The following is a 26,159-nucleotide window of genomic DNA, read 5'->3' as shown; positions in this document are numbered from 1 at the left end:
CATTTCGTTTATTCCCACTCAATGGTTGCTGGTGGTTTAGAACTAATATCATACACTACTCTATTAACGCCTTTTACTTTATTTATTATCTCGTTTGATGTTTTTTGTAAAAACTCATAAGGTAAATTTACCCAATCGGCTGTCATACCATCGGTACTTTCTACGGCTCTTAAGGCGACACATTTTTCGTATGTACGCTCATCACCCATTACACCAACGCTATTGACAGGCAACAGAATAGCACCGGCTTGCCAAACGCTATCATAGAGATTCCACTTTTTAAGGTTACCAATAAAAACCGCATCAACCTCTTGTAATATACGTACTTTTTCAGCTGTAATATCTCCTAGAATACGAATAGCCAATCCAGGCCCTGGAAACGGATGACGCCCCAATAAATTTTTATCCATATCCATGGAAGCACCTACACGACGGACTTCATCTTTAAATAAAGCTTTCAAAGGTTCCACAATTTTAAGTTTCATAAAATCGGGCAATCCACCAACATTGTGGTGACTTTTAATCGTGGCACTTGGGCCTCCTGTTGCCGAAACACTTTCAATAACATCTGGATAAATAGTGCCTTGAGCTAACCATTTTACATCAGAAATTTCATGAGCTTCATCATCAAAAACTTCAATGAACACACGACCAATGGCTTTACGTTTTTCTTCGGGATCGCTTTTTCCTGCTAGTGCATCCAAAAAACGTGCCGAAGCATCTACGCCTTTTACGTTAAGCCCCATGTCCTTGTATTGATCCAACACATCTTTAAACTCATTTTTACGTAAAAGTCCATTATTTACGAAAATACAGTAGAGGTTTTTTCCAATAGCTTTATGCAATAACATAGCGGCAACCGATGAATCTACCCCTCCTGATAACCCTAGAACAACCCGATCATTTCCTAATTTGTTTTGAAGATCTTCAACGGTTTCTTCTACAAACGACTGTGGCGTCCAATCTTGTTCTACTTGCGCTATATGAACTAAAAAGTTTTCTAGTAATTGTTTTCCGTCCTTGGAATGGTATACTTCTGGGTGAAATTGAATGGCATAGGTTTGTTCGCCTTCAATTTTGTAAGCTGCATTTTCAACATCTTCCGTGCTGGCTAATAAAATGCCATTTTTTGGAAGTGTTTTAATGGTATCGCTATGACTCATCCAAACTTGACTACCTTGGTAAATATTGTGAAAGAAATCTTCCTTTTCCTTTATAAACGATAGATGAGCACGACCATATTCACGTGTGTTGGAAGGTGCGACTTCGCCTCCTGAAAAATGCGCTAGATATTGCGCACCATAACAAACGGCTAATAAAGGTTTTTCACCACGAATATGTTTTAAATCGGGATGTAAAACCGCCTCACCTCTTACAGAATTTGGACTTCCTGAAAGAATAACCGCTTTATAGGTTTCTAAATTGTTTGGAATTTTGTTATACGGATGAATCTCACAGTAAATGTTGAGTTCTCTAACGCGACGCGCAATTAGTTGTGTGTATTGCGAACCGAAATCTAATATTAATACGTTGTTGTGTTGCATGTGCAAAAATAACAATTGATTTATGAATAGCTATTTATGAGTTGTACTTTTTTGAATAATTAATTCATGGATTCTAAAATAAGCTGAATATCTTTTTCGGTTGTATCCGGATTGATAAAGCAAAAACGGGAAACTGTTTCATATTCATCTCCATTTTTCCATTTCGTGGGCGTTACTAATGCAAAGCCTTTTTCATGATTATCATAGGTCCAATTCGTATAATCTTCCGGTTTCCAACCAATACGTCTGTATAATACACATGACAAACTTGGCGCTCTTACCAATTCTACATTTGGGTTTTCCTCAATCATTTTCCCTGCAAGCTGGGCCAATTCCAAACCACGTTCAACAGATTTCTTATAACGATCTGTTCCATGTGTAGCCAAGGAAAACCATAAAGGCAAACCACGGACGCGTCGTGTTAATTGAATTTGATAATCCGTTGGGTTAAACCCATGCGCGCCTTCATCTTTAAAAATATCTAAATAAGATCCTTGTTGGGAATGTGCTTCTTTGGCCAGTTCTGGTTCTTTATAAATAACAGCACCACAATCATAAGGTGAAAACATCCATTTATGCGGATCTATTGTAATACTATCTGCACGTTCAATACCATTAAACAAATGTCTTACCGAATCGGCTGCTAAGGCACCACCGCCATAAGCGGCATCTACATGAAACCATAAGTTTTCTTGCTCACAAACATGGGCAATACCGTCCAAATCATCAATAATTCCAGCATTGGTTGTTCCCCCAGTTGCCACAACCGCAAATAACCGTTTGCGTTGGTGAAAGTTTAAACCATCAATAGTTTTTCGTAAATCATCACCGGTTAATCGTTCTTCTGTATCCACCAATAAAATATCCACATCAGCTACTTTTGCCATGGCCTTAATAGACGAATGTGCTCCAATAGATGTAATGATTAAACCTTTTTCACGCTTGTAGGTGTCATCGCGTCGCCAAAATTCGCGTGCTGTAACAATTGCCGATAAGTTAGCTGCAGTACCGCCACTTGTAAATACTCCAAATGCTCCTTCTGGCAAACCAGTTAAAGAAACAATCCAAGACATAGCTTCATTTTCGCAGAAAATACCACCAGCACCTTCCATCCAATACGCACCGTGAATACTAGAAGCTGACGTTACCAAATCGAACATAATGGCTGCTCGTGTTGGTGAGGCTGGAACAAAAGCTAAATTTCTTGGATGATCTACTGGTACATTAGCTTTGGACAAATGCTCTTTCCATAAATTGAAAGCGTACTCACCACCAACACCTTTTTCTGTTACGGTTTCGCCAACAATAGCTTTTAATTCTTCGTATTTTTTAGGCTTCCCTATTGGGTGTTCGGTAGATGAAATTCTACCAATAGCATATTTCATGACATCTAATGTCATTTCAATAAGCTCCATATCAATTTTATGCATGAATTACTCTAAATTTAATATTATAAACTCGTTTTTCAACGGTTGCAAATTTACCATTAACTGTTGAATTAATTGGTCTCCAAACTCTAAATAAAAGGTAGAAAAATTGGTTTGACGCTCTTGCAAACTTTGGTTTGGAAATAATTCATTTTGCATACTCTTAACACGCTGTAAAACATCCGATTGCTTTCGTTTTTGTGCTTTTAGCAGGCGTTTTTCTAAATGTTCTAATCCATTTATTTGTTTTGTTTCTTGAGCCGAAACAGCACCTTTAAAGGATTTATCGGTTTGTTCGGCCAACTGATATAAATCTTCAAACTGTTTTTTAAGATGGTCTTTTTGTTCCGAGAAATCGATTTTGATTTTTGAAATGTCTTTGGTTACTTTCGTTAATAAATCCGACTGCTTTAAAAACAGATCTTTATTTTCTAGCCCTAGTTTTTCTAATTTTTCTTGCTGTTTGTTAGTCGTTAATAACACCGAATTCCGCAATAATAACATGGGAAACGGAATATTCTGAGCTTCAAAGTTTGACTTCAATTGAAACCAATAGGCCAATTCACCTCCTCCTCCAATATAGCAGAGATTTGGCAACACCACTTCTTGAAATACGGGTCTTAAAATAACATTTGGACTAAAGCGCTCCGGATGATTTTCAACCTCTTCTAGTAGTTGCTTTTTATTCCATGAAATTTCTGTTTCTAAAACCTGATAAATACCATCAATTTCTACAATGCGTTCACGCAAACCAAATTTAATATAGAACAGATTAATCTCACGTGGATTAACTTGAATTTTATAGTTTTCTGATAGTGAGTTTAGCTTTTCATTAGTTTTCGAAACGTTTTCAAAAGAAGACTGATTAATAAGTTCTTCTTTTATATATGGAATGAACGCATTCTTTAAACTTTTATCATTTCCGTCTATAATAACCAATCCAAATTCTGCAAATAAGTGGTTTACCAAGTAACGTGTGGCTTCAGTAAGGTTATTATTTTCCAAATAGCTATTCTGAAAAAGCTCGATTAATTTATCACTATTTTTACTTTTAGGAAGTTGCTTGGAAAACACTTCGAAAACGGATTTAATACCTTCTAAATCTAATTCGCCAACTGGACCAGAAGCCTTTCGGTTCCAGGATACTTTTTTGCCATCAAAATTGAAGTAATTAATTTCTTCAAAATCATGATCTTCCGTTGCCATCCAATAAATAGGCACAAAATGATAATTAGGATTTGCTGCTTTTAATTCTTTACATAAATTAATAGTCGAAATAATTTTATAGAAGAAATAAAGTGGCCCCGTAAAAATATTTAACTGATGTCCTGTTGTAACCGTAAAAGTGTTTTCGTTTTGTAAAGCATCAATATTTTTAAGCGTTTGCGGAGATGTTTTTGTGTTTTTATATTGTTTATTTAAACTAGCTACCAAAACCGATCGTGAGGTTTTACTAAAAGACGCTTTTTTTTCGGCAATCTGATCTTGAAAATTTTCTAGTTTTGGAAACCTATTATAGAAAGGTTTTAAAGTAGATTTTTCATCTAAATAATCACATATTAATGGCGAAAAATAGTTGGTGTCTCTAAACGGAATACAGTGGGTTGGCATAGTTAGGTGTTGCTATTTTTAAAAAAGTAAAGATACGTTTTCTAGTCTTAAAAATAACTTAAAATATATACAGACAAGCACTAGAAAGATTGCTTATATTTACCAAAAATGAATTTATGTTAGGATTAAAATTAGCTACAGACCCACGTTGGGTGGATATTGCAGAATCAAATTTGGAAGAAATATTAACCGATCATGCGTGGTGTGAACAAAAAGCAGCTACAAATGCTATTACCATTATTACGCTTAATTCGGAATATACGGATTTGGTAACGGAATTATTAGCTTTAGCAAAAGAGGAGTTGGAACATTTTGAAATGGTTCATGACATTATAAAAAAGCGTGGTTACAAATTGGGTCGTGAGCGTAAAGACAGTTACGTAAACGAGCTTTATAAATTTATGAATAAAGGCGGTAGTCGCATTCAAGCAATGGTAGACAGACTTTTGTTTTCTGCAATGATTGAGGCTAGAAGTTGCGAGCGTTTTAAAGTGTTATCTCAAAACATTAATGATCCTGAATTGGCTAAATTTTACCATGAATTAATGATTAGTGAAGCAGGACATTACACCTTATTTATAGGTTTTGCTAGAAAATACGGCCAAGATGTGGATGTGGATAAGCGCTGGAAAGAACTTATTGACTTTGAAGCAGAAGTGATTCAGAACTACGGAAAATCGGAAACCATTCATGGATAATTGTGGATTATATTTGGAATGGATTATACGAAATTAAAATATATCAACCCCCAAAACTAGTCGGTTTCATGATTTTTCAGTAACTTTTATCTCATAATTTTTAAGCTATGAAAAGATTAGTATTTCTCAAGTATTATTTCAGTTTTCTTCTGATGTTTGGAATGTTTGTTTCAGGATTTTCACAGATAGCAAACGATTCTATAGTAGAAATAACCGGAAAAATTATTGATAGCAAAACGAATGACCCTCTGGTGTTTGCAGATTTATTAGTTTCCAATTCTAATATGGCAACTATTTCCAATACAGAAGGTAATTACCTGTTAAAGTTACCTTCAGATTACATAAATCGTTCCATCTCCATTACCTATTTAGGCTATGCCGAAAAGAAAATTCCAATTTCTACAATTATAAGCAATAGCACCATTTCTCTAGACCCAACATTTACACCTTTGGATGAAGTTAATATTTCCAGACCAAAAAGTGCAGAAATATTAGTGCGCTTAATGTTAGAGCGAAAAGAAGAAAATTATATAGAATCTGGTTTAGAAATGACAGGTTTTTACAGAGAAACCATAAAAAAAAGACGTCAAAACGCGTCCTTATCCGAAGCCGTTGTTTCCATTTATAAGCAACCAAACAGCACGAATAGACAGGATGCTGTTGAAGTTATAAAAGTTAGGAAAACAACTAATTACTCCAAACTTGACACCCTGGCTTTCAAACTTCAAGGTGGTCCTTTTAACAATTTGTATGTGGATATTATGAAGTACCCACAATATATCTTTAATAAAGATAATTTAATTCATTATGATTTTTCTTTTGATAGCTCAACTATAATAAACGACCAGCTGGTTTATGTTGTTAATTTTAAACAAAAGCCCGAATTACAAATTCCGCTTTATTATGGTAAACTTTATATAGAATCTAATAACTATGCGCTGACGAGCGCTATTTATAGTTTGAATGTAGAAAACCAAGATATGGCTAGCGAATTATTTGTGAAACGGAAACCTAGACGTGTTAAAGTGTATCCAGTAGAAGCCAATTATCGTGTAAACTACCGTAGTAGCAATGGAAAATGGTATTACAGCTACAGTAATATTTTACTAACTTTTAAGGTAAATTGGAAAGGACGATTATTTAATAACCAGTATACTTTAAATAGTGAAATGGCCATTACCAATTGGAACTATGCCGATGAACGGTATTCCAGACCTGAAAACAAATCTGGTATTTTAAAACCTTCAAGCATTTTAATTGATGAAGCTTCAGGTTTTCTGGATACGGAATTTTGGGGACAGTATAATATTATAGAACCTGAAAAATCTATTGAATCTGCCATTAAGAAAATTCAAAAGCAATTGGACAAATCGTAAATTCGTGTTCTTTCTATTAAAATTATTTCTTAAAAATGACTAAATTCAACTAAAGTCGTTCAAAAGGAAATCAGGATTGATGGCATAAACCCATTGCAACAAATAGCTATGCGCGCGACTAAAACAGAACTTTTACAACTTATTAAAGACAAAAAAATGGCGCTCATTAAAGCGTTCTATGAAAAATTTCGACGCGCTAGAAGCTGCTAACTTGGTAGAAGAAACTCATAAAGCTAATAAAATAATTTTATTCCGATTACTTTCTAGGCAACAGGCGAAAGGTGTTTTTAAAATTCTTCCGCATTCCGAACAGGAAATAATTATTCAGGGTTTAGCAGAAAACTCCCAAAAACTAACGCGACTTTTAACGGATATAAATCCCGATGATAGAACAGCGTTTTTTGAAGAATTACCCGGTGATATTGCGCAGCGACTTATTGAAAAACTGTCGCCGGAAGAACAGAAAATTACAAATCAACTTTTAAGTTATCCCAAAGATAGTATTGGCCGAATGATGACCCCGGAATTTGTTGCCATTAAAGATTACTTTACTGTGGAAGAAGCTTTTGCTCATATAAGACAACATGGTAAAGATTCTGAAACGCTTAATGTTATTTATATAATTGACTCGCATTGGAAACTGATTGATGATATAACCATTAAAGAATTAATTCTAGCAAATCCAGATGACCTTGTAAAGAATCTAATCAATGAACGGTTTGCATCCTTAAACGCGCTAGATGACCAAGAAACGGCCATTTCTGTTTTTAAAAATTACGACCGGGTTGCTTTGCCAGTATTGAGTGAGGAGGGTGTGCTTTAGGGCATTGTAACCTTTGACGATATTATGGATGTAATTGAAGAAGAATCTACAGAAGATTTTCATAAGTTCGGATCCATACAAAACGTGAGTAAAAACCCTTTGAAGGAACGCATATTCACTTTATATAAAAACAGAATTGTCTGGTTGGTGCTTCTGGTATTTATGAATATATTTTCAGGCGCGGCTTTAGAAAATTTTGAAGACGTTATTCAGTCCTTTGTTGCACTAGTTTTCTTTTTACCATTGTTAATAGATAGCGGCGGAAATGCTGGGTCGCAATCGGCCACACTCATGATTCGCTATTTAGCTTTAGGTCAAATTCAAATTTCTGATTGGTACAAATTAATTGGCAGAGAACTATTAGTATCCTTTATGTTAGGTATAACTATGGCTATTAGTATTGCTGCTGTGGCAAGTTTTAGAGCACCAGATGTTATTGTTGTGGTCTGTATAGCCATGGTTTTAAATGTTATGCTTGGCAGTATCATTGGATTGCTGCTTCCTTTTTTATTTACAAAACTAAAAATAGATGCGGCTACGGCAAGTTCGCCTTTAGTAACGTCACTTGCAGATATATGTGGTGTTTTAATTTATTTTTCATTAGCCTCTAATTTTTTAGAGTTCTAATAAAAATAGTTCGTTAAGATCCTGCAACTTCAGCATACAAATCAAAATCGGCTGCTTCTGTAATTGTCACGGTTGCAAACTCACCTGTTTTTAGGTATGTTTTTGAAGCGTTGATTAAAACTTCGTTATCCACGTCTGGCGAATCATACTCTGTTCGACCTACAAAATATTCACCTTCTTTTCTATCAATAACAACCTTAAAGGTTTCACCAATTTTAGACTGATTTAATTCCCAAGAAATTTGCGATTGAATTTCCATAATCTCATTGGCACGCTCTTGTTTTACATCTTCCGGCACATCATCCACTAAATTAAAAGCATGTGTGTTTTCCTCATGACTATAGGTAAAACAACCCAAACGCTCAAAACGCATGGCTTTAACCCACTCTTTTAATTCTTGAAAATGCGCTTCTGTTTCACCAGGGTAACCAACAATTAAAGTTGTTCTAATGGTCATTTCTGGAACGGCTTTTCTAAATTCATTTAGTAATTTAGTCGTTTTTTCATTGGTTGTACCACGACGCATACTTTTTAAAATTTCATCTGAAATATGTTGAAGTGGTATATCTAAATAATTACATACTTTAGGTTCCCGCTTCATTACATCTAACACATCCATTGGGAAACCCGTTGGGAAAGCATAATGCAGACGAATCCATTCAATACCATCTACCTTCACTAAAGCTTCTAATAATTCAGCTAAATTTCGTTTTTTATATAAATCCAGTCCGTAATAGGTTAAATCCTGTGCAATAAGTATTAATTCTTTAACGCCATTAGCTGCTAATTTTTCGGCTTCGGTCACTAAATCTTCAATAGGCGTACTTTTATGTTTTCCACGCATAAGCGGAATAGCACAAAAACTACATGGACGATCACAGCCTTCAGCAATTTTTAAATAGGCGTAGTTTTTTGGTGTGGTTGTTAAACGTTCACCAATTAATTCATGTTTATAATCAGCACCTAGTGCTTTTAGCAAACCTGGTAATTCTGTTGTTCCAAAATATTGATCAACATTCGGAATTTCATTCATTAAGTCTGGCTTGTAGCGTTCACTTAAACAACCGGTAACAAAAACTTTATCCACTTCACCTGCTTCTTTTTTCTGCATGAATTCTAAAATAGTATTCACACTTTCTTCTTTGGCATTATTAATAAAACCGCAAGTATTAATTACAACGACATTTCCCTCCTCTTCATGAACCACGTCTTTTCCACTAGCTTTAAGCTGGCCCATTAAAACTTCACTGTCGTAAACATTTTTACTACAGCCAAGTGTTACTACGTTGATTTTATTCTTTTTAAGTGTTTTTGTTCTCATAACCCTTTTCCGCTAAAACGAAAATACCTTTAATTAATACCTATTTTTTACAGGCTGCAAAGATACAACATGTTTATAAACAAAAAGACCTCAATTAAATTGAAGTCTTTATTACTTTAGTTATAATCCATTTATTTAAAAAACGAATCTACAAACTCATATTTATTAAATACTTGTAAATCTTCAATGCCTTCACCTACACCAATATACTTAACGGGAATTTTAAATTGATCGGAGATACCAATAACCACACCACCTTTGGCGGTTCCATCTAGTTTGGTAACGGCTAATGATGTGACTTCCGTGGCGGCTGTAAATTGTTTGGCTTGCTCAAACGCATTTTGACCCGTTGAGCCATCTAGAACCAACAACACATCATGCGGTGCATCGCCAACAACCTTTTGCATGACGCGTTTAACTTTGGTCAACTCGTTCATTAAATTGACTTTATTATGTAAACGACCGGCTGTATCAATTATAATGACATCAGCATTTTGTTTTACACCAGATTCTAATGCATCAAAGGCCACAGAAGCGGGGTCCGAACCCATGTCTTGCCTTACCATTGGCACATCTACACGATCTGCCCAAACCTGAAGTTGCTCTATGGCAGCAGCTCTAAACGTATCTGCAGCACCTAAAACAACATTATGACCTTGCTTTTTAAATTGATAAGCTAGTTTTCCAATAGTCGTTGTTTTTCCAACACCATTTACACCAACAACCATTAAAACATACGGTTTTTTGTTTGCTGGAATGGTAAATTCAATGTCATCACCTGAATTCGTTTCACTTAAAAGTCCAGCAATTTCTTCGCGAAGAATGGTATTTAATTCCGCGGTTCCTAAATATTTATCTTTAGCAACACGCGCTTCAATACGCTCTATAACTTTCAAAGTCGTATTAACACCAACATCACTACTAACGAGGATTTCTTCTAGATTATCGAGAACTTCATCGTCCACTTTCGATTTTCCAGCTACGGCTTTACTCAACTTTCCTAAAAACGAGGATTTAGATTTTTCTAAACCTTTGTCTAGGGTTTCTTTTTTTTCTGAAGAAAATATTTTTTTAAAAAAACTCATGGTTGTAAATTTCTATATAAATTGATTACCAAAAGTCTTGCCCAAAATTAATAGACTGCACTTTTGTCATTCGCATATAAAGATAAAACAAAAAGCTGCTTTCGATATACGAAAGCAGCTTGAATATTTTAAAGCGTTAGTAAACTTATTGTTTCCCTAACCAATCATTTACAAATTCTGGAGCCATAACAGATTCTACAAACATGTAAGATCCCGTTTTAGGAGATTTTACCATTTTGATAGCTTTTGTTAATCTTTTAGATCCTGTTTGTAATGATGCTACTGATTTCTTTGCCATGTTTAAATGCTTTTAAAACATTTTTTACTTCCGTGAAAAATGCATAATTTGTACTACTTGAAATATTACTTCCGTAAAATTTCTAATTTGAATTATTTGAAATTTTGTTCAAAAAATTTCTAATTACTTAATTTCTTTATGAACTGTCATACGCTTAAGAATTGGATTAAATTTCTTAATCTCCATTCTGTCTGGTGTATTCTTTTTGTTCTTCGTTGTAATATACCTAGAAGTTCCCGCTTGTCCAGACTCCTTGTGCTCTGTGCACTCTAATATTACCTGTATTCTGTTACCTTTTTTTGCCATTGTACTCTTTTTTTATAATAAGCCTATTACTTAATAAATCCTTTTGCCTTTGCTTCTTTTAAAGCAGCAGTAATTCCGATTTTGTTAATAGTCTTTAATGTTGATGTAGCAACTTTTAAGGTTACCCACTTATCTTCTTCTGGAAGGTAAAAACGTTTTTTAATTAGATTTGCATCAAATCTACGCTTTGTTTTGTTCATTGCGTGAGACACGTTGTTTCCAACCATCGCCTTCTTTCCTGTAAGTTCACAAACTCTTGACATTGTTCTATCTTTAAAAGTGTTATTTCGACTATTTCAAAACAGACGTTTCAAAACAGGCTGCAAATTTAGTAAATCTTTATATTATCAACAAACTAAAATCGTTACTTTTTTAAAATTTCTTTCTGTAACATTTCAAATGCCTTATTTACAGCTTTCATGATGACTTTAGTTCGGTGGTTTCCTAACTCAAATTTTTCGGAATACACCTCGTCCTTTGTCGCAATAGCTATAAAAACTGTTCCTACTTCGGCATCTGAATCACCCTTGTCCGGTCCTGCATTTCCGGTTGTAGCAATAGCATAATCGGTTTTAAATAATTCCCGAGCGTGTTTTGCCATGGCTTCAACAACTGGAGCACTCACCACAGAATACGCATTAATTAAGGCTTCTGGCACTTGCAATACATCCATTTTAGCTTCGGTAGCATAACTCACTACGCTGCCTTTAAAATACCTGGAAGCACCTGCGTTTTTGGTGAACAGCTGTGATATTTTACCACCTGTACAACTTTCGGCTGTACTAACGGTTTTATTTAATGCGGTTAATTGCTTCCCGATGATGGCTTCAATAGAATCATCGGTTTCAAAACCTACAAAAATATCGTCTATCTGTGGAAGCAACGCTTTTATTTGAGCTTCCATTTCGGTTTCTACCAAATGCTTATCGAATGCCTTTGCTGACAAACGTAAACGAACACGACCTAATCCTGGTAAATAGGCCAATTTTATAAAACTAGGTAGATTATCTTCCCAAGCTTCAATGCGTTCGGCCAAATTACTTTCACCTAAACCATAGGTTAGCAAGGTAACATGCTTGATATAAGGAAATTTATAAGTTTTTCGCAGCTTTGGAATAACTTCATCTTCCAAGAGTGCTTTCATTTCATAAGGCACACCTGGAAGCGAAATAAACACTTTGCCGTTACGTTCCATCCACATACCTGGAGCACTACCATACTTGTTCATCAACACTTTGGCTTTGGATGGCACTAAAGCTTGATCTATATTAACTTGAGCTAAAGGCTTTTTAATATAGGTTTTCCAAATGTGTTTAATATTATCTAAAACGGCTTCGCTTGGAACCAACGTATCTTGAAAATATTCACAAATAGTACGCTTGGTAATATCATCTTTTGTTGGCCCTAATCCGCCAGTAATAATAATGATATCGGCATTTTCTTCTGCTTCTTTTAAAGATTTGGTAATATGCGCTAAATCGTCTTGAACAGATGTGATTTGATAGACAGAAACACCTATTTTATTGAGTGCCTTACTAATAAAGGCAGAATTCGTATCAACAATTTGGCCAATGAGAATCTCATCACCAATGGTAATTATTTCTGCTTGCATTATAGATTAAAATCTGCTTTCATTTCGGCAACCGTATTTTCTACAGCTCCAACTACAATAGCCAATTTAACCGAAACATCTGTATCTGCTTTTTCAAATTTACCCCAATCCTGAACCTCAATTAGGTCTTCTAAAATACCTAATTCAAATAAATCTACTGTAGGTTTCATTTTGTGGGCTGCTTGATATGCCGAATAGAAATCGTTATTGGCAACAGCTGCTTTTAGGTTCTCTAAATCTTCTGGCACCTCTTCTAAAAATGCAGCAGCTAGCGTTGCTACAAAGTCCTCATCACCATCAGCTAATTCGCGCACTCGAAATAATTTATAATGTTGTTCCATTTATTTTACTGTTATTGAAAACATCTGTTGATTTTCTATGTATCCTGTTAATTGATCATTAGGCTCTACCCTTCCAACGCCCGCTGGCGTTCCTGTAAATATAATATCTCCAATCTTTAAAGTGAAATATTTTGAGACATATTCTATTAACGCATCAATTTTCCAGAGCATGTGACTAGTATTTCCGTTTTGAACCAATTGGTCATTCTTTTTTAAACTGAAGTTTAAGTTATTAATATCGTTAAACTCTGTTTTTGGCAACCAATTTCCAATTACTGCTGCACCATCAAAAGCTTTGGCTTTTTCCCAAGGCAAGCCTTTTTCTTTAAGTTGGGCTTGCAAATCGCGTGCTGTAAAATCGATTCCTAAACCTATTTCGTTGTAATATTTATGAGCAAATTTTTCACTTATATGCTTTCCTACTTTATTAATTTTTACCAAAATTTCCACCTCATGATGCACATCATTAGAGAAATCAGGAATAAAAAAAGGCTGTTTTTTTAATAAAATAGCGGTATCGGGTTTTAAAAACACCACAGGATCTGTGGGTCTTTCGTTTTCCAATTCTTTAATATGCTCGGTGTAGTTCCGACCAATACAAATGAGTTTCATTGATGTTGTATGTTGTTAAGCTTTAAATCATTTAAGCTAAATGACTAATCCAATTTATTATTAAAGGCTCTTAATTTAATAGCTGTCAATACTTTTTTAGTATATAATGGAAAATCAGCATTTAGCAACCAACCGAAATAGCCTGGTTCCTTTTCTAAAATTTCATTTACTAATTTGCCTTTATGTTTTCCAAAAGAAAAACACTCTTCACCTTGCTTATTATATGCAATAAAACCAGCAAAATCTGCAAACTTTTTGCGCGAGCTAAATTCTGCTAAAAACTGTGTATCGTTTTCTAGCGTGTCATACTTTGCTATTTGCGCTTTAAGAACTTCGTATGTGGCATTGGTATCTGCTTCAGCACTATGCGCTCCTTCTAAAGTTTCATTACAGTAGAATTTGTAAGCCGCACTTAATGTACGTTGCTCCATTTTATGAAATATGGTTTGCACATCCACAGATACGCGATTTTTCATGTCAAAATCCACATCAGCGCGTAACATTTCTTCGGCTAAAAGTGGAATATCAAATCGGTTAGAATTAAAACCACCTAAATCTGAATCTTTAATCATCTGATTCACCTCCTTGGCTAATTCTTTGAAGGTTGGGGCATTGGCAACATCAGCATCTGAAATACCGTGAATAGCAGTAACTTCTGCCGGAATAGGCATTTCCGGATTTACCAACCAACGTGTAGATTCTTCTTTTCCATTTGGGTGAACTTTTAAGATAGCTATTTCTACAATCCTATCAGAAGTGATGCTGATTCCGGTTGTTTCTAAATCGAAAAAACAAATAGGTTTGGTAAGATTAAGTTTCATATTATAAATTTTGCACAAAGGTAAATAGAATAAATAAAAAAGCCCTTTTGGAATTGATAAACCTTAGTTAAACATTTTAGTAATTTTAAAAAAGGCTAACATAACCATTTATTACAACTCGTCCATTAAAGGAAACAGTTGAGATCCTTAAAATTCGAGAACCATTTTATTTAGATGATTTTTGACTTGCAAATCAACAAACCAACCACATGGAAGATATCATTAAAATAGCCATTTATATTCATGCCTTTTTTGGAGGCGTGGGACTTATAACTGGAATGGGTAGTATTATAGTTAAAAAAGGAAGTCCACATCACAAACAAATGGGGAAATTGTTTTCCATTAGCATGCTTGCAAGTTCGCTAATTTCTATTCCCATTTCATGGACGCCAAATCATGAAAACGTATTTCTATTTGTAATAAGTGTCTTTACCATTTATTTAGTATTAGCTGGAAACAGCGCACTAAAATTCAAAAACAATACACAAGCCAATTGGTTTGACATAACCATTTCGGGCACCATGCTCCTATTCTCTATATTCATGATTGCTTTTGGAATCTATTTAAGCATTAATAGTAATACTATGAGTATTTTATTTTTGTTTTTTGGTGGATTTGGCATGCTATTAACTATCAAAGATTTTCTCTTTTATAACAATAAAAGCAAACCCAAAAATGCTTGGCTTATTGCACATCTTGGCAAAATGAACGGCGCTTTAATAGCATCTATAACCGCATTTTTTATTGCTGGAATTGGCGTAAATAATCTCATTGCATGGTTATCACCTACAGTAATAGGCACTATTTATATTATTTATTGGAAACGAAAAATGACTATTAAAACAAAAGAAAAAAGGACTGTGAGTTAAAAGAAATCGTGTTTCGTAATACAGCACATATATTTTTTATTATGATTAGTTTACCAATAAGGAAACCTGTAAATTTTGGTTCTAATAGAAATAATATATTATGGACTGGATTTACAAAATAAACGACCCTATTTTAATCACCTTTTTAGCAAGTGTTTTAGTGTTTATAGTTGTTATATTGCTTACGCGACTTATTGGTTTACGATCTTTTGCTAAATTCACCGCTTACGACTTTGCCTTTACCATTGCTATTGGCAGTATTATATCGGCAACGTTGACATCCAGCACAACAGTTGCCCATGGCTCCACGGCTATTGCTAGTTTATTGGTGCTGACTTTTATATTTTCATTCTTACAACGGCGTTTTCCTGTTCTAAACTCCTTAATCTCCAACAAACCATTATTATTAATGAAAGGAAACAGCATTTTGGAATCCAACTTAAAACATGCGCGAATTCATAAATCGCAGCTCATAGCTAAATTGCGCGAAGCAAATGTGACAAATTTCGACCAAGTTCTCGCGGTCGTATTAGAATCTACAGGTGATATTTCAGTTTTACATAAAGCATCAAGTTCTGATTCTGTTGAATTGCAATCCGATATTTTAAAAGATGTAAGAGAAACCCCATAATTTCCATCTGAATTAGATAAAATATTTATCTTTAAAATTCTAATTCAAATAAAATTGAAAAATGACTAAATTATTTTCGGCAATTAGTTTGCTTATTTTCTGCGTGAGTTGCAATAACAGTCCGCAACCTAATGACCCGATTCCTACGCATGATAATTTTACTTTAGAATCCACTGCCGTTAATGAAACACGCGTAATTAAGTTTGGACACCGTCAACTTACGAAACTTCAGAACAATCATTTCCGGTACTTTATATGCCTGATGGCGGTATAAAAGAAGATTTCCCGCACATGGCAAATACCCTTGCCAAACTTATTGCCGAAAAGCAAATTCCACCTTTTATTTTGGTTGGGATTGAAAACACGGAAAGAGGTCGCGATTTAACGGGTTTTTCTGAAGTAGAAGCCGATGCCGAATATTGCCCATTAACAGATGGCGCCAAAAATTTTCGCGCGTTTATAACCGAAGAATTAGTTCCAGATATTAGTACTAAGTATAGAACAACCAATAAAAAAGGAATTATTGGCGAATCGTTAGCAGGACTTTTTGTTATGGAAACGTTTATGTTACAACCACAAGCTTTTGATATTTTCATTGCGATGGATCCATCACTTTGGTGGAACAATTTCAATTTAGTCAAAGAAGCCAAAAATCATTTAAGTCAGTTTCTTAAGGAAGATAAAAAACTATGGTTTGCCGGTTCTGGAGCAGAAGATATTTCCAAACATACTAGAAGTCTTGAAACGATTTTTAAAGAAGCAGCACCTGAAAATTTAACGTGGACCTATTCTGATGAACCGAATGAAAAACACAACACTATTTTTAGAGCAACGAAGGAGAAGGCTTTGGTTTGGAGTTTGAATTAAAATATTGTAGAATTAACTAATCAAAAAAAAGCACAATCCTCCGATTGTGCTTTTTGCCTATTATATTTTAAGATCCCTTTTTTCAAAGGGATTTAATTATATCTCGCGATTAGAATCCCAAGCCTCTAAATAATCTTTAACGGCTTTTACAAACTGACCTCCTAATGCACCATTTACAACGCGATGATCATAAGAATGCGATAAGAACATTTTGTAACGGATACCAATAAAATCGCCTTCAGGTGTTTCCACAACTGCTGGTACTTTTCTGATAGCGCCTAATGCTAAAATACCTACTTGTGGCTGATTGATAATTGGTGTTCCCATAATACTACCAAAGGTTCCAACATTCGTAACGGTGTATGTTCCACCTTGGATATCGTCTGGTTTCAGTTGGTTTAATCTAGCTCTGTTGGCTAAATCATTTACCTTTTTGGTCATTCCAACTAAATTCAACTGGTCTGCATCTTTAATTACGGGTACTATTAAGTTACCATCGCCTAAAGCCGCTGCCATACCTAAATTAATATGTTTCTTTTTAATAATGGTGTCTCCTTGAAGGGAAATATTCATCATTGGGAAATCACGTAACGCTTTTGCAATGGCTTCCATGAAAATTGGTGTAAAGGTTAAGTTTTCACCTTCACGCTTCATGAAACCATCTTTTACTTTTTTACGCCAATTCCATATTTTGGTAACATCAGCTTCAATAAAACTCTGAACATGAGCAGATGTTTGCACCGATTCTACCATGTGATGTGCAATCAATTTGCCCATTCGGGACATCTCAATTATTTCATCATCACCTGAAGCAATTACTGGGGTTGCTTTTGGTTTTTCTGCTTGTTTTGGAGCTGCTTGTTGCGCTGGCTGAGCTTTTGGAGCTGCCGAACGGTTTTCTAAATACCCAAGCATATCGTTTTTTGTAACACGACCATCTTTACCTGTACCAGAAATAGCGTCTAATTCCGATTGTGAAACGCCTTCTTCTTTCGCCATGTTTTTCACCAATGGTGAGTAAAAACGATCATCTGACGATGCAACAGGAGCTGCAGTTTCTTGAGCTGCTGTTACTGTTTTAGAAACTTCTGCTACTGGTGCTGATTCTTTAACAGATTCTGATTTTGGAGCCGATTCAACTTCGTCAGAACCACCTTCTGTTTCTATGATAGCAATGGTTTGACCAACTTGAACCACATCGTCCACGTTAAACAAGACCTCAACTAAAACACCATCAACCTCACTAGGGACTTCACTATCCACTTTATCCGTTGCAATTTCAAGAACTGCTTCGTCTGCTTCAATAGCATCACCTACTTCTTTTAACCAAGATGTAATGGTTGCTTCTGCTACACTCTCTCCCATTTTCGGGAGTTTTAATTCAAATTTTGCCATATCTGTAACTAAACCGTATGTTTTTTAATTTCGACTGCAAAATTAATGAAAAATCATCAAATTCATTGCCGTTTTATTATTTAATTCTTTTTTAATAGTTGAATTTCTCCGCGATTTTTAGAACTATTACTACCAATTATAAAATCGGAATTGCTTGGTAGAATTTTAAATGAAATACCTTCATATGCCTTTAAATCGGTAATATGCTGAAAAATTGATTTGTATGTGAAGGTATTGGCATCAAAAATAACCTCCGTAAATGGATCTACATAAGTCACTTCTTGGACTAAAGCCACGGGTTTTTCTAAAGTCGTTTCTAGAAGATGTGTCGCTTCTTTTGTTAAAAAAACATAAGATTGGCGCTTACTTTTAACCACTTCCGGCTCTGAACGCATGAAATATGCGGCGCGAATACCAAACCAAACCATGCTATCAAATAACACATTGCTCTTAAAGTGTTTCTTATAGAAGATCTGCATAGCGCCATAAAAACGTTTGGCGTAATTGGCATCTTTCAACGTACTTTCACCTTTATAATGAATAATCGTTGTGCTACCATTGTAAAAATTGTTATATCCTGCTTTTAAAACTTTGTAAGACAAATCAATATCTTCACCATACATAAAATAGTCTTCATCAAAACCTCCAACTTTTAAATACACGTTTTTTTTAAGCAACATAAAGGCACCAACAAAAATAGGAACTTCCCCAGTTTCATACTCATCCAATTGGTTGGCATAATATGAATTTGGATTGCCTAATAATTTTTTAAGAGCTACAGCTGGTTTTGGAACATTACGCTTGCTTTCTGGCAGAAAACTTCCCGTGCCATCCATAAGTCGGCAGCCAACAATTCCTAAATTAGTTTGTTTATCGGCAAATTCTAAAAGTATTTTAAAAGTATCCTCGGCAACAATGGTATCCGGATTTAGAATACACAAATATTCTCCTTTGGCTTGTTTTACGCCTAAATTATTACCTTTTGAAAAACCATCATTCGACGGATTTTCAATTAATGTTACATTTGGAAACAGGGCTTTTACCATCTCGCAACTGGTGTCTGGCGATTGATTATCCACAACAATAATTTCGGCATCAAGTCCTTCAATGGCTTTTTCAACACTTTTTAAACAAAGCTCCAAAAAATAGCGAACGTTATAATTTAATATAATTATGGATAGTTTCAAATACTTACGATTTTAGGGATGCTTCAAAAGGAATGCGGTTTACAATACTTCGTCCAAGGGTGATTTCATCAGTATATTCCAATTCGTTTCCTACTGAAATACCTCTAGCAATGGTGGATGTTACCACATTATAATCTTGAATTTGTCGGTAAATATAAAAGTTGGTCGTATCGCCTTCCATGGTGGAACCCAATGCGAAAATTAACTCTTTTACATCACCTAATTTTACTTTTTCTACTAAAGTTTGAATATTCAAATCCTGCGGACCAATACCATCCATAGGCGAAATTTTACCACCCAAAACGTGATACAACCCTTTAAAAGAACTGGTGTTTTCAATAGCCATAACGTCGCGAATATCTTCCACTACGCAAATTACATCACTAATCCGGTTGGGGTTTGCGCAAATTTCACATAATTCTACATCACTAATGTTGTGACAACTTTTACAAAACTTAATATCCGAACGCATAGTTTTTAAAGCATCCGCCAACTGAACCGTTTGATTTTCAGGCTGATTTAACAAATGCAAAACCAAACGCAATGCCGTACGTTTACCAATTCCTGGTAATTGGGACATTTCGTTAACCGCTTTCTCTAAAAGTTTCGATGAAAATTCCATAGCCGCGAATTTACGATTTTCCATTTAAGAATTGCATATACAATGGTAATTTGTATTTTGGCGCTACATTTTATAGCTATATGAGCCCAACGCAAATTATTTTTCTAATTGCCGCATATTTTATTGTTTTGATTCTGATCTCCTATTTTACGGGGCAGGAAGATTCCAACGATGCTTTTTTTAAAGCGAATAAATCGGCACCTTGGTATTTAGTAGCTTTTGGAATGATTGGTGCATCCTTGTCTGGTGTCACTTTTATTTCGGTTCCAGGTGCGGTGGAAACCAAACAGTTTGGGTATTTGCAAGTGGTATTTGGTTACTTTTTTGGCTACCTCGTAATTGCTTATGTGCTTTTACCTTTGTATTACCGGATGAATCTAACCTCCATTTACACCTATTTACGGGATCGGTTTGGAAACACGAGTTATAAAACAGGTTCGGTAGCTTTTTTAATTTCCCGTACGGTTGGCGCGGCCTTCAGGCTCTTTTTAGTAGCCAAAGTATTACAGCTTTTGGTGTTTGATAATTTAGGTATGCCGTTTCCTGTAACCGTAATTATTACTATTGCGCTTATTTGGTTATACACCTTTAAAGGTGGAATTAAAACCATTATTTTTACCGATACCTTGCAGACACTGTTTATGTTAATTTCGGTAGTCGTTACCATTTCATTTTTAGCCACGGCTTTAGATTTAAATGGTATGTCTGAAATCTATACGAATGTGAAAGATAGTGCCATGAGTAAAGTTTTCTTTTTAGACGATTCTAACGACGCACAATTCTTCATAAAAAGCTTTTTAGCTGGTATGTTCATAACGATTACCATGACAGGATTGGATCAGGATATGATGCAGAAAAACTTAACCTGTCGAAATTTAAAAGATGCCCAGAAAAACATGGTTGTTTTCAGTATTGTACTCATTTTCGTGAATATACTATTTTTAGCTTTAGGCTTAATGCTAACCCAATATGCGCAACAAAATGGGATTACGGCAACCAAGGATGATTTATTTCCAACTATTGCCATGATGCCTGAAATAGGCGTGCTCACATCGGCATTTTTTATTCTTGGATTAATTGCAGCAGCCTATTCTAGTGCAGATTCGGCATTAACCTCTTTAACCACCTCATTTTGTATTGACATTATTGAACTCGATAAAAAACCTGAAGATCAACAAAAAGGCATAAGAAAACGCGTTCATATTATGGTGAGCATTGTTTTAGTGGCTGTCATTATTCTTTTTGACTCGCTTTTTAAAGATGTATCCGTCATTTGGGAATTGTTTAAAGCAGCCGGTTATACCTATGGTCCATTATTAGGGTTATTTGCATTTGGAATTTTAACCAAAGCCGAATTAAAAGACAAGTACGTGTGGATTATTGCTGTAATAGCACCAATCCTATCTTATTTTATAAATATGTATTCAGCGGAATTGTTTAACGGTTATAAAATTGGTTTTGAAATTTTAATTGTAAACGGACTCCTCACCTACTTGGGTTTAATATTGATTCGTAGAAAGTAAAACGAGTGTGCACGCTACTTCACTTTCAATATTTGCCGTGTCCAAACGCTTATAAAATTCCGGGTTTTCAGTTCCAGGATTGAAAATAACACGCTTCGGATTTAAGGAAATAATATAATCGTAGTATTCCACTTGACGTTGCGGATTTAAATAAAGGGTAACGGTATCAATGTCTGAATACGACTTTAATTCGGTATTTATTTCAACACCTGCAACCGTGCCTCCACGTAATCCGAAAGCCACCACCTCATGCTGATTGTTTACTAAACGATTAATGGCAATATTGGAATACCGATTTGGTTTTAAGGATGCACCTACTACTAATGTTTTTTTACTCATAGCTGTTAATTTAGCGTTAAACTCGAAAATAAGCGTAACGTTTTTCAAATGTACTCGTCTATATTGATATATACCAATTTAGGTATTTAAAATAAATATTTAATAGTCTACTTAATAGTTGATGGTTAGTGTTAGTGTTTGACTATTAAATACAGAAAACCCAAGGTGTAAAAGCCTTGGGTTTTTGCTTTTTGTGTTAAATGAACGTTAAAAGTAAAAAGCTATGAAATAAAAACAAACTTTTTACGTCTATATAGGTAAGTGATAAGTTTTAAGTAATCATTCAAACTATTTAATTTATAGTTTAGTGTTAGTTAAATTGGTTAATAGGAGAAAACCCGAAGCAGTAATGTTTCGGGTTTTTTTATACTTATGAATAGAGGTTTAAAAATAAAGAAAAACCTCGAAGCAATTAAGTTCCGAGGTTCTTTAATTATGAGATTCCTTTCTCCGAAGGAATTGGATTACCACTTAATAATGACACTTCCCCAAGTAAAACCACTACCAAAAGCGGCTAAAACAACGGTATCGCCTTCTTTAATCTTACCTTCTTCCCATGCTTCTGTTAATGCAATTGGAATAGAAGCCGCTGTGGTATTTCCGTACTTCTGGATATTATTAAAGACTTGATCGTCATTTAATTTAAACTTCTTTTGAATGAATTGAGAGATTCGTAAATTCGCCTGATGTGGAATTAACATATCTATGGCATCTACAGGAAGCTTATTTTTTTCTAAACCTTCCATAATCACTTCGCTAAAACGCACAACGGCATTTTTGAAAACAAATTGACCATTCATGTGTGGATAATAACTTTCATCATTAGGATCGTTATCCTCTAAAATATCATTCACCCAACGTTTCCCCATCCCTGGTGCCACTAGGACTAATTCTTCAGCATGTTCACCTTCTGAATGTAAATGGGTGGATAAAATTCCTTTATTTGGATCCTCTTCACGGGTTAAAATAGCAGCACCTGCTCCATCACCAAAAATAACGGAAACACCACGACCACGCGTTGTTAAATCTAATCCATGTGAATGCAACTCACTACCAATAACAAGAATGTTTTTATACATGCCCGTTTTAATAAAATTATCTGCTACAGAAATCGCATAAACAAAACCTGAACATTGGTTCCTTATATCTAAAGCACCAACAGTTTTAATACCCAAAGCATGCTGTACTTGCACACCAGGTCCTGGAAAATACATATCTGGACTTAAAGTAGCAAATACAATAAAATCAATATCATCTTTATCAATTCCCGCACGTTCAATAGCTACTTTTGCGGCTTTTACACCCATGGTGGCTGTAGTATCATCAGATCCTTTTACAGCCCAACGACGTTCTTTAATACCGGTTCGTTCTTGAATCCAAGCATCATTAGTATCCATCAATTTAGACAAATCGTCATTTGTAACCACATTATCAGGCACATAATGACCTAAACCGATTATTTTAGAATTATACATTGAAAGTTGTTTGTTATTCATTTCCGGATTCACTAAAACCTGTCGGAAATTGCATGATTAATCTGTGCGCAATTTAACTATTTACTTTGTAAGAGTTTTCAAAAGCGAATCGTATTCGTTATGCACGCATAATAAATAGGCGTTCCTATGCCAAGTCTCCTTGGTTTCAAAAATGTTTTTGATATCTTTAGGCTTCATTAAAACACCCTCTAAATATGAAATCATTGCTGACATGTTGCCTGTTTTTATTTGTAATTTCAGGTTATGCACAAGAAAATCTCACCTATCAAAAACCCCATCAAAACATTTTAGAATTAGCGGAAGCGCCACTTGCGCCAAGTATTCGCATGGATAGTAAAGGCGAAAATATTGTATTCCTATACCGAAGTGCTTATAAAACGATTGAGGAACTCTCGGAAACCGAAATGCGTTTGGGTGGTTTACGGATTAATCCAGTCACCAATATTGGAAGTCGAACACGTTATTACACCAATATAGAAGTTCGAAATAATCAAAAAGGAAATCCGAAAACGGTTGCAGGATTACCTGAAAATGGTAGATATGCTAACTTCTCCTGGTCGCCAAATCAAAAATACATGACCTTTACTAATACCGTAACATCTGGTGCTGAACTTTGGGTTTTAGATATTTTAAAGGCTTCCGCTAAAAAACTAACAGACGCTAAATTAAATGCCAATATGGGCAATCCAGCCGTTTGGTTGAAAAACAGCGAAGCCCTTTTAGTTAAAATGCTTCCCGAAAATAGAAAAGCGTTAATTAACACCAAAGAAGCGGTTCCAACAGGTCCAACAATTTCTGTTAGTGAAGCTGGTGTAAAAGCCCAAAATAGAACCTATCAGGATTTACTTAAAAACCCTAATGACGAGCATAATTTTGAACAATTAGCACAATCAGAGTTGTACAAAGTGACATTGGATGGCAACTCAAGCCTTTGGAAATCGACTGCCATGTATCGTGGGTTATCGTTTTCACCAGATGGAAATTATGTGATGATTACCACTATTGACAAACCATTTTCTTACTTGGTACCTTATTATAGATTTCCGTCCGAAACGAGCGTTTACAAAGCTAATGGCGATTTAGTAAAATCCATGCTCCAAGTGCCATTAATTGAAGATTTACCACAAGGTTTTATGGCGGAACGCACAGGAATGCGCGACCTTAACTGGCGAAATGACAAACCGGCAACCCTGTATTGGGCTGAAGTTTTAGATGGAGGTGATCCGGAAAACAAGGTGCCATTCCGAGATGAAGTGTTTCAGCAAGATGCACCATTTACGGGGAAAGTCTCTTCACTTTTAAAAACGAAAGATCGTTTTAGTGGTATTACTTGGGGAACCGATAACGTTGCCATTGCAAATGATTATTGGTGGAACACCCGAAATACCAGAACCTACCTGTTTAATCCATCTAACGCCAACCAAGAGCCAACGGTTTTATTCGACAGAAATTACCAAGATGTGTATAGCAATCCAGGAAGTTTTGTGTACACTAAAAACGATTTTAATGAATATGTTTTAGATGTAGATTCTAACAAAGCCTATTTAATTGGTGATGGGTATAGCGATGCTGGAAAACTCCCATTTATAGACGAAATGAATTTGGAAACCCAAAAAACCACACGTTTATACCAATCCACCTTAACCGACAAAGTAGAAAGTATTAGTTCGGCAATTAGCGCAAAAGACGGTACATTTTTAGTGCGAATAGAATCGAAAAATGAATTTCCAAATTACTACATCCGACATATTAAAAAACGGAAGAGCCTAACCCCATTAACTACATTTGAAAACCCATTTAAAAGCATACAAAATGTTAAAAAAGAAGTTATTAATTACAAACGTGATGATGGGTTAGATTTATCGGGCACCTTATACTTACCTACCGATTACGAAAAAGGCAAAAAATACCCAATGATTTTATGGGCCTATCCACGTGAGTTTAAAGATAAAAGTAGCGCAAGTCAAAATACATCCAGTTCTAATGAATTTACCTATCCATATTACGGCTCCCCTATTTATTGGGTAACCAGAGGTTATGTGGTTTTAGATGATGCTGCTTTCCCAATTATTGGTGAAGGTGATGAACAACCAAACGATACCTTTATCAAGCAATTAGTTGGAAACGGAAAAGCAGCCATTGATGCGGTTGACGCTTTGGGTTATATTGATAGAGATCGCGTTGCTGTTGGTGGTCACAGTTATGGCGCCTTTATGACGGCGAATTTATTAGCACATTCCAATTTATTTGCAGCCGGAATTGCCAGAAGTGGCGCCTATAATAGAACGTTAACACCTTTTGGTTTTCAAAGTGAAGAACGCAATTATTGGGAGGCGCCAGAAATATATTATAACATGTCGCCTTTTATGCATGCAGATACCATGAAAACCCCTTTATTATTAATTCATGGTGAAGCCGATAATAATTCAGGAACCTATCCGCTTCAAAGTGAGCGCTATTTTAATGCGTTAAAGGGATTAGGCGCACCCGTTCGTTTGGTTATGTTGCCGAGAGAAAGTCATGGTTATGCAGCAAAAGAATCTATTTTACACATGCTTTGGGAACAGGATGAATGGCTAGAGAGGTATGTGAAAAATAAGGCTGATGTGACGACATCAGAAGATACGATGAAAGAGTAAATAGAAATAAAAGATGAGATCGCCCCGATTTTTATCGGGACTTTTAGAGGTTAGATTATAGAGGAAATTCATCATTATTTATGACTGTT

The 26,159-nt window shown here is 35.3% G+C and carries 26 protein-coding genes; 9 read left to right on the top strand and 17 right to left on the bottom strand.

Annotated features, from left to right (window positions below; genetic code table 11):
* Positions 1–8: 8 nt before the first annotated feature.
* Genes guaA through bshC form a run of 3 tightly spaced genes read right to left on the bottom strand, consistent with a single transcriptional unit; the run spans position 9 to position 4,582 of the window.
* Complete coding sequence (gene guaA, locus ACFPH8_RS08745) at positions 9–1,544, bottom strand: glutamine-hydrolyzing GMP synthase (RefSeq protein ID WP_376860212.1); 1,536 nt, start codon at positions 1,542–1,544, stop codon at positions 9–11.
* A 59-nt stretch (positions 1,545–1,603) separates the two neighbouring features.
* Entirely contained in the window at positions 1,604–2,974 is a 1,371-nt protein-coding gene (locus tag ACFPH8_RS08740) for a pyridoxal phosphate-dependent decarboxylase family protein (protein ID WP_376860210.1), read from the bottom strand.
* Between the two features lie 3 nt (positions 2,975–2,977).
* Positions 2,978–4,582, bottom strand: a complete 1,605-nt coding sequence (gene bshC / locus ACFPH8_RS08735; protein ID WP_376860208.1) for a bacillithiol biosynthesis cysteine-adding enzyme BshC — start codon at positions 4,580–4,582, stop codon at positions 2,978–2,980.
* 116 nt (positions 4,583–4,698) lie between these two features.
* Between bshC and ACFPH8_RS08730 the strand changes: the two genes are divergently transcribed.
* The 4 genes from ACFPH8_RS08730 to ACFPH8_RS08715 all read left to right on the top strand — a co-directional run bounded on the left by ACFPH8_RS08730 (position 4,699) and on the right by ACFPH8_RS08715 (position 8,106).
* Entirely contained in the window at positions 4,699–5,280 is a 582-nt protein-coding gene (locus ACFPH8_RS08730) for a MiaE family protein (RefSeq protein WP_066250111.1), read from the top strand.
* Positions 5,281–5,387: 107 nt separating this feature from the next.
* Positions 5,388–6,656, top strand: coding sequence for a carboxypeptidase-like regulatory domain-containing protein (locus tag ACFPH8_RS08725; RefSeq protein WP_376860205.1), 1,269 nt, complete (start codon positions 5,388–5,390; stop codon positions 6,654–6,656).
* Positions 6,657–6,834: 178 nt separating this feature from the next.
* On the top strand, positions 6,835–7,479 hold the full coding sequence (locus ACFPH8_RS08720; protein WP_376860203.1) for a magnesium transporter MgtE N-terminal domain-containing protein: 645 nt from the start codon (positions 6,835–6,837) through the stop codon (positions 7,477–7,479).
* A gap of 24 nt (positions 7,480–7,503) precedes the next feature.
* Positions 7,504–8,106: a magnesium transporter gene (locus ACFPH8_RS08715; RefSeq protein ID WP_376860201.1), complete on the top strand. Its 603-nt coding sequence runs from the start codon at positions 7,504–7,506 to the stop codon at positions 8,104–8,106.
* Between the two features lie 13 nt (positions 8,107–8,119).
* Here ACFPH8_RS08715 and rimO read toward each other — a convergent pair whose 3' ends face one another.
* The 9 genes from rimO to ACFPH8_RS08670 form a co-directional block, all read right to left on the bottom strand.
* Entirely contained in the window at positions 8,120–9,427 is a 1,308-nt protein-coding gene (gene rimO, locus ACFPH8_RS08710) for a 30S ribosomal protein S12 methylthiotransferase RimO (RefSeq protein ID WP_376860199.1), read from the bottom strand.
* Between the two features lie 131 nt (positions 9,428–9,558).
* Positions 9,559–10,512 carry a signal recognition particle-docking protein FtsY gene (gene ftsY / locus ACFPH8_RS08705; protein ID WP_248395167.1) on the bottom strand — a complete coding sequence of 318 codons (954 nt, stop codon included), beginning with the start codon at positions 10,510–10,512 and terminating at the stop codon, positions 9,559–9,561.
* A 145-nt stretch (positions 10,513–10,657) separates the two neighbouring features.
* On the bottom strand, positions 10,658–10,810 hold the full coding sequence (locus tag ACFPH8_RS08700; protein ID WP_248395168.1) for a DUF4295 domain-containing protein: 153 nt from the start codon (positions 10,808–10,810) through the stop codon (positions 10,658–10,660).
* Between the two features lie 123 nt (positions 10,811–10,933).
* The gene (rpmG, locus tag ACFPH8_RS08695) at positions 10,934–11,116 is read right to left on the bottom strand and encodes a 50S ribosomal protein L33 (RefSeq protein ID WP_129016606.1); all 183 of its coding nucleotides are present in this window, start codon (positions 11,114–11,116) and stop codon (positions 10,934–10,936) included.
* Positions 11,117–11,142: 26 nt separating this feature from the next.
* A complete protein-coding gene (rpmB, locus tag ACFPH8_RS08690) occupies positions 11,143–11,379 on the bottom strand; it encodes a 50S ribosomal protein L28 (protein WP_066250092.1) in 237 nt (78 codons plus the stop codon).
* A gap of 101 nt (positions 11,380–11,480) precedes the next feature.
* The gene (locus ACFPH8_RS08685) at positions 11,481–12,728 is read right to left on the bottom strand and encodes a competence/damage-inducible protein A (RefSeq protein ID WP_376860195.1); all 1,248 of its coding nucleotides are present in this window, start codon (positions 12,726–12,728) and stop codon (positions 11,481–11,483) included.
* The gene (locus ACFPH8_RS08680) at positions 12,728–13,069 is read right to left on the bottom strand and encodes an Hpt domain-containing protein (protein ID WP_248395170.1); all 342 of its coding nucleotides are present in this window, start codon (positions 13,067–13,069) and stop codon (positions 12,728–12,730) included. The genes ACFPH8_RS08685 and ACFPH8_RS08680 overlap by 1 nt, the downstream gene beginning before the upstream one ends.
* Positions 13,070–13,681 carry a fumarylacetoacetate hydrolase family protein gene (locus tag ACFPH8_RS08675; protein WP_376860193.1) on the bottom strand — a complete coding sequence of 204 codons (612 nt, stop codon included), beginning with the start codon at positions 13,679–13,681 and terminating at the stop codon, positions 13,070–13,072.
* Between the two features lie 44 nt (positions 13,682–13,725).
* Positions 13,726–14,502, bottom strand: coding sequence for an exonuclease domain-containing protein (locus ACFPH8_RS08670; protein WP_376860191.1), 777 nt, complete (start codon positions 14,500–14,502; stop codon positions 13,726–13,728).
* Between the two features lie 209 nt (positions 14,503–14,711).
* On the opposite strand from ACFPH8_RS08670, the gene ACFPH8_RS08665 reads away from it, so the two are divergent.
* The 3 genes from ACFPH8_RS08665 (at position 14,712) to ACFPH8_RS08655 (ending at position 16,869) form a co-directional block, all read left to right on the top strand.
* The gene (locus ACFPH8_RS08665; protein ID WP_376860188.1) at positions 14,712–15,371 is read left to right on the top strand and encodes a hypothetical protein; all 660 of its coding nucleotides are present in this window, start codon (positions 14,712–14,714) and stop codon (positions 15,369–15,371) included.
* A 100-nt stretch (positions 15,372–15,471) separates the two neighbouring features.
* On the top strand, positions 15,472–16,002 hold the full coding sequence (locus ACFPH8_RS08660) for a DUF421 domain-containing protein (RefSeq protein ID WP_376860186.1): 531 nt from the start codon (positions 15,472–15,474) through the stop codon (positions 16,000–16,002).
* Positions 16,003–16,257: 255 nt separating this feature from the next.
* Complete coding sequence (locus ACFPH8_RS08655) at positions 16,258–16,869, top strand: alpha/beta hydrolase (RefSeq protein ID WP_376860184.1); 612 nt, start codon at positions 16,258–16,260, stop codon at positions 16,867–16,869.
* Positions 16,870–16,965: 96 nt separating this feature from the next.
* Here the strand turns inward: ACFPH8_RS08655 and ACFPH8_RS08650 are convergent, their stop codons facing one another.
* The 3 genes from ACFPH8_RS08650 to recR all read right to left on the bottom strand — a co-directional run bounded on the left by ACFPH8_RS08650 (position 16,966) and on the right by recR (position 20,073).
* Positions 16,966–18,264, bottom strand: a complete 1,299-nt coding sequence (locus tag ACFPH8_RS08650; protein WP_376860182.1) for a dihydrolipoamide acetyltransferase family protein — start codon at positions 18,262–18,264, stop codon at positions 16,966–16,968.
* Between the two features lie 80 nt (positions 18,265–18,344).
* Positions 18,345–19,451, bottom strand: a complete 1,107-nt coding sequence (locus ACFPH8_RS08645) for a glycosyltransferase family 2 protein (protein ID WP_376860180.1) — start codon at positions 19,449–19,451, stop codon at positions 18,345–18,347.
* 4 nt (positions 19,452–19,455) lie between these two features.
* The gene (gene recR, locus ACFPH8_RS08640; RefSeq protein ID WP_376860178.1) at positions 19,456–20,073 is read right to left on the bottom strand and encodes a recombination mediator RecR; all 618 of its coding nucleotides are present in this window, start codon (positions 20,071–20,073) and stop codon (positions 19,456–19,458) included.
* Positions 20,074–20,153: 80 nt separating this feature from the next.
* Between recR and ACFPH8_RS08635 the strand changes: the two genes are divergently transcribed.
* Positions 20,154–21,596: a sodium:solute symporter gene (locus ACFPH8_RS08635; RefSeq protein ID WP_248395179.1), complete on the top strand. Its 1,443-nt coding sequence runs from the start codon at positions 20,154–20,156 to the stop codon at positions 21,594–21,596.
* Here ACFPH8_RS08635 and ACFPH8_RS08630 read toward each other — a convergent pair.
* Both ACFPH8_RS08630 and ACFPH8_RS08625 read right to left on the bottom strand, forming a co-directional pair.
* Positions 21,573–21,935 carry a CoA-binding protein gene (locus ACFPH8_RS08630; protein WP_376860176.1) on the bottom strand — a complete coding sequence of 121 codons (363 nt, stop codon included), beginning with the start codon at positions 21,933–21,935 and terminating at the stop codon, positions 21,573–21,575. The genes ACFPH8_RS08635 and ACFPH8_RS08630 overlap by 24 nt on opposite strands.
* A gap of 464 nt (positions 21,936–22,399) precedes the next feature.
* Positions 22,400–23,410 carry a 3-oxoacyl-ACP synthase III family protein gene (locus ACFPH8_RS08625; RefSeq protein WP_248395181.1) on the bottom strand — a complete coding sequence of 337 codons (1,011 nt, stop codon included), beginning with the start codon at positions 23,408–23,410 and terminating at the stop codon, positions 22,400–22,402.
* A gap of 215 nt (positions 23,411–23,625) precedes the next feature.
* Between ACFPH8_RS08625 and ACFPH8_RS08620 the strand changes: the two genes are divergently transcribed.
* Positions 23,626–26,070 carry an alpha/beta hydrolase family protein gene (locus tag ACFPH8_RS08620; RefSeq protein WP_376860173.1) on the top strand — a complete coding sequence of 815 codons (2,445 nt, stop codon included), beginning with the start codon at positions 23,626–23,628 and terminating at the stop codon, positions 26,068–26,070.
* Positions 26,071–26,159: the final 89 nt, after the last annotated feature.

The sequence above is a fragment of the Bizionia hallyeonensis genome (assembly GCF_042657385.1).
Lineage (GTDB): Bacteria > Bacteroidota > Bacteroidia > Flavobacteriales > Flavobacteriaceae > Algorimicrobium > Algorimicrobium hallyeonense.
Note: the sequence above shows the minus strand (reverse complement) of the source record. Positions and strands in the feature narration are given on the sequence as shown.

What these genes read in the sequence shown, in the direction of transcription:
- guaA (WP_376860212.1), bottom strand. Translation starts at nt 1,544, where the DNA reads ATGCAACACAACAACGTATTAATATTAGATTTCGGTTCGCAATACACA.
- ACFPH8_RS08740 (WP_376860210.1), bottom strand. Translation starts at nt 2,974, where the DNA reads ATGCATAAAATTGATATGGAGCTTATTGAAATGACATTAGATGTCATG.
- bshC (WP_376860208.1), bottom strand. Translation starts at nt 4,582, where the DNA reads ATGCCAACCCACTGTATTCCGTTTAGAGACACCAACTATTTTTCGCCA.
- ACFPH8_RS08730 (WP_066250111.1), top strand. Translation starts at nt 4,699, where the DNA reads ATGTTAGGATTAAAATTAGCTACAGACCCACGTTGGGTGGATATTGCA.
- ACFPH8_RS08725 (WP_376860205.1), top strand. Translation starts at nt 5,388, where the DNA reads ATGAAAAGATTAGTATTTCTCAAGTATTATTTCAGTTTTCTTCTGATG.
- ACFPH8_RS08720 (WP_376860203.1), top strand. Translation starts at nt 6,835, where the DNA reads ATGAAAAATTTCGACGCGCTAGAAGCTGCTAACTTGGTAGAAGAAACT.
- ACFPH8_RS08715 (WP_376860201.1), top strand. Translation starts at nt 7,504, where the DNA reads ATGGATGTAATTGAAGAAGAATCTACAGAAGATTTTCATAAGTTCGGA.
- rimO (WP_376860199.1), bottom strand. Translation starts at nt 9,427, where the DNA reads ATGAGAACAAAAACACTTAAAAAGAATAAAATCAACGTAGTAACACTT.
- ftsY (WP_248395167.1), bottom strand. Translation starts at nt 10,512, where the DNA reads ATGAGTTTTTTTAAAAAAATATTTTCTTCAGAAAAAAAAGAAACCCTA.
- ACFPH8_RS08700 (WP_248395168.1), bottom strand. Translation starts at nt 10,810, where the DNA reads ATGGCAAAGAAATCAGTAGCATCATTACAAACAGGATCTAAAAGATTA.
- rpmG (WP_129016606.1), bottom strand. Translation starts at nt 11,116, where the DNA reads ATGGCAAAAAAAGGTAACAGAATACAGGTAATATTAGAGTGCACAGAG.
- rpmB (WP_066250092.1), bottom strand. Translation starts at nt 11,379, where the DNA reads ATGTCAAGAGTTTGTGAACTTACAGGAAAGAAGGCGATGGTTGGAAAC.
- ACFPH8_RS08685 (WP_376860195.1), bottom strand. Translation starts at nt 12,728, where the DNA reads ATGCAAGCAGAAATAATTACCATTGGTGATGAGATTCTCATTGGCCAA.
- ACFPH8_RS08680 (WP_248395170.1), bottom strand. Translation starts at nt 13,069, where the DNA reads ATGGAACAACATTATAAATTATTTCGAGTGCGCGAATTAGCTGATGGT.
- ACFPH8_RS08675 (WP_376860193.1), bottom strand. Translation starts at nt 13,681, where the DNA reads ATGAAACTCATTTGTATTGGTCGGAACTACACCGAGCATATTAAAGAA.
- ACFPH8_RS08670 (WP_376860191.1), bottom strand. Translation starts at nt 14,502, where the DNA reads ATGAAACTTAATCTTACCAAACCTATTTGTTTTTTCGATTTAGAAACA.
- ACFPH8_RS08665 (WP_376860188.1), top strand. Translation starts at nt 14,712, where the DNA reads ATGGAAGATATCATTAAAATAGCCATTTATATTCATGCCTTTTTTGGA.
- ACFPH8_RS08660 (WP_376860186.1), top strand. Translation starts at nt 15,472, where the DNA reads ATGGACTGGATTTACAAAATAAACGACCCTATTTTAATCACCTTTTTA.
- ACFPH8_RS08655 (WP_376860184.1), top strand. Translation starts at nt 16,258, where the DNA reads ATGCCTGATGGCGGTATAAAAGAAGATTTCCCGCACATGGCAAATACC.
- ACFPH8_RS08650 (WP_376860182.1), bottom strand. Translation starts at nt 18,264, where the DNA reads ATGGCAAAATTTGAATTAAAACTCCCGAAAATGGGAGAGAGTGTAGCA.
- recR (WP_376860178.1), bottom strand. Translation starts at nt 20,073, where the DNA reads ATGGAATTTTCATCGAAACTTTTAGAGAAAGCGGTTAACGAAATGTCC.
- ACFPH8_RS08635 (WP_248395179.1), top strand. Translation starts at nt 20,154, where the DNA reads ATGAGCCCAACGCAAATTATTTTTCTAATTGCCGCATATTTTATTGTT.
- ACFPH8_RS08630 (WP_376860176.1), bottom strand. Translation starts at nt 21,935, where the DNA reads ATGAGTAAAAAAACATTAGTAGTAGGTGCATCCTTAAAACCAAATCGG.
- ACFPH8_RS08625 (WP_248395181.1), bottom strand. Translation starts at nt 23,410, where the DNA reads ATGTATAATTCTAAAATAATCGGTTTAGGTCATTATGTGCCTGATAAT.
- ACFPH8_RS08620 (WP_376860173.1), top strand. Translation starts at nt 23,626, where the DNA reads ATGAAATCATTGCTGACATGTTGCCTGTTTTTATTTGTAATTTCAGGT.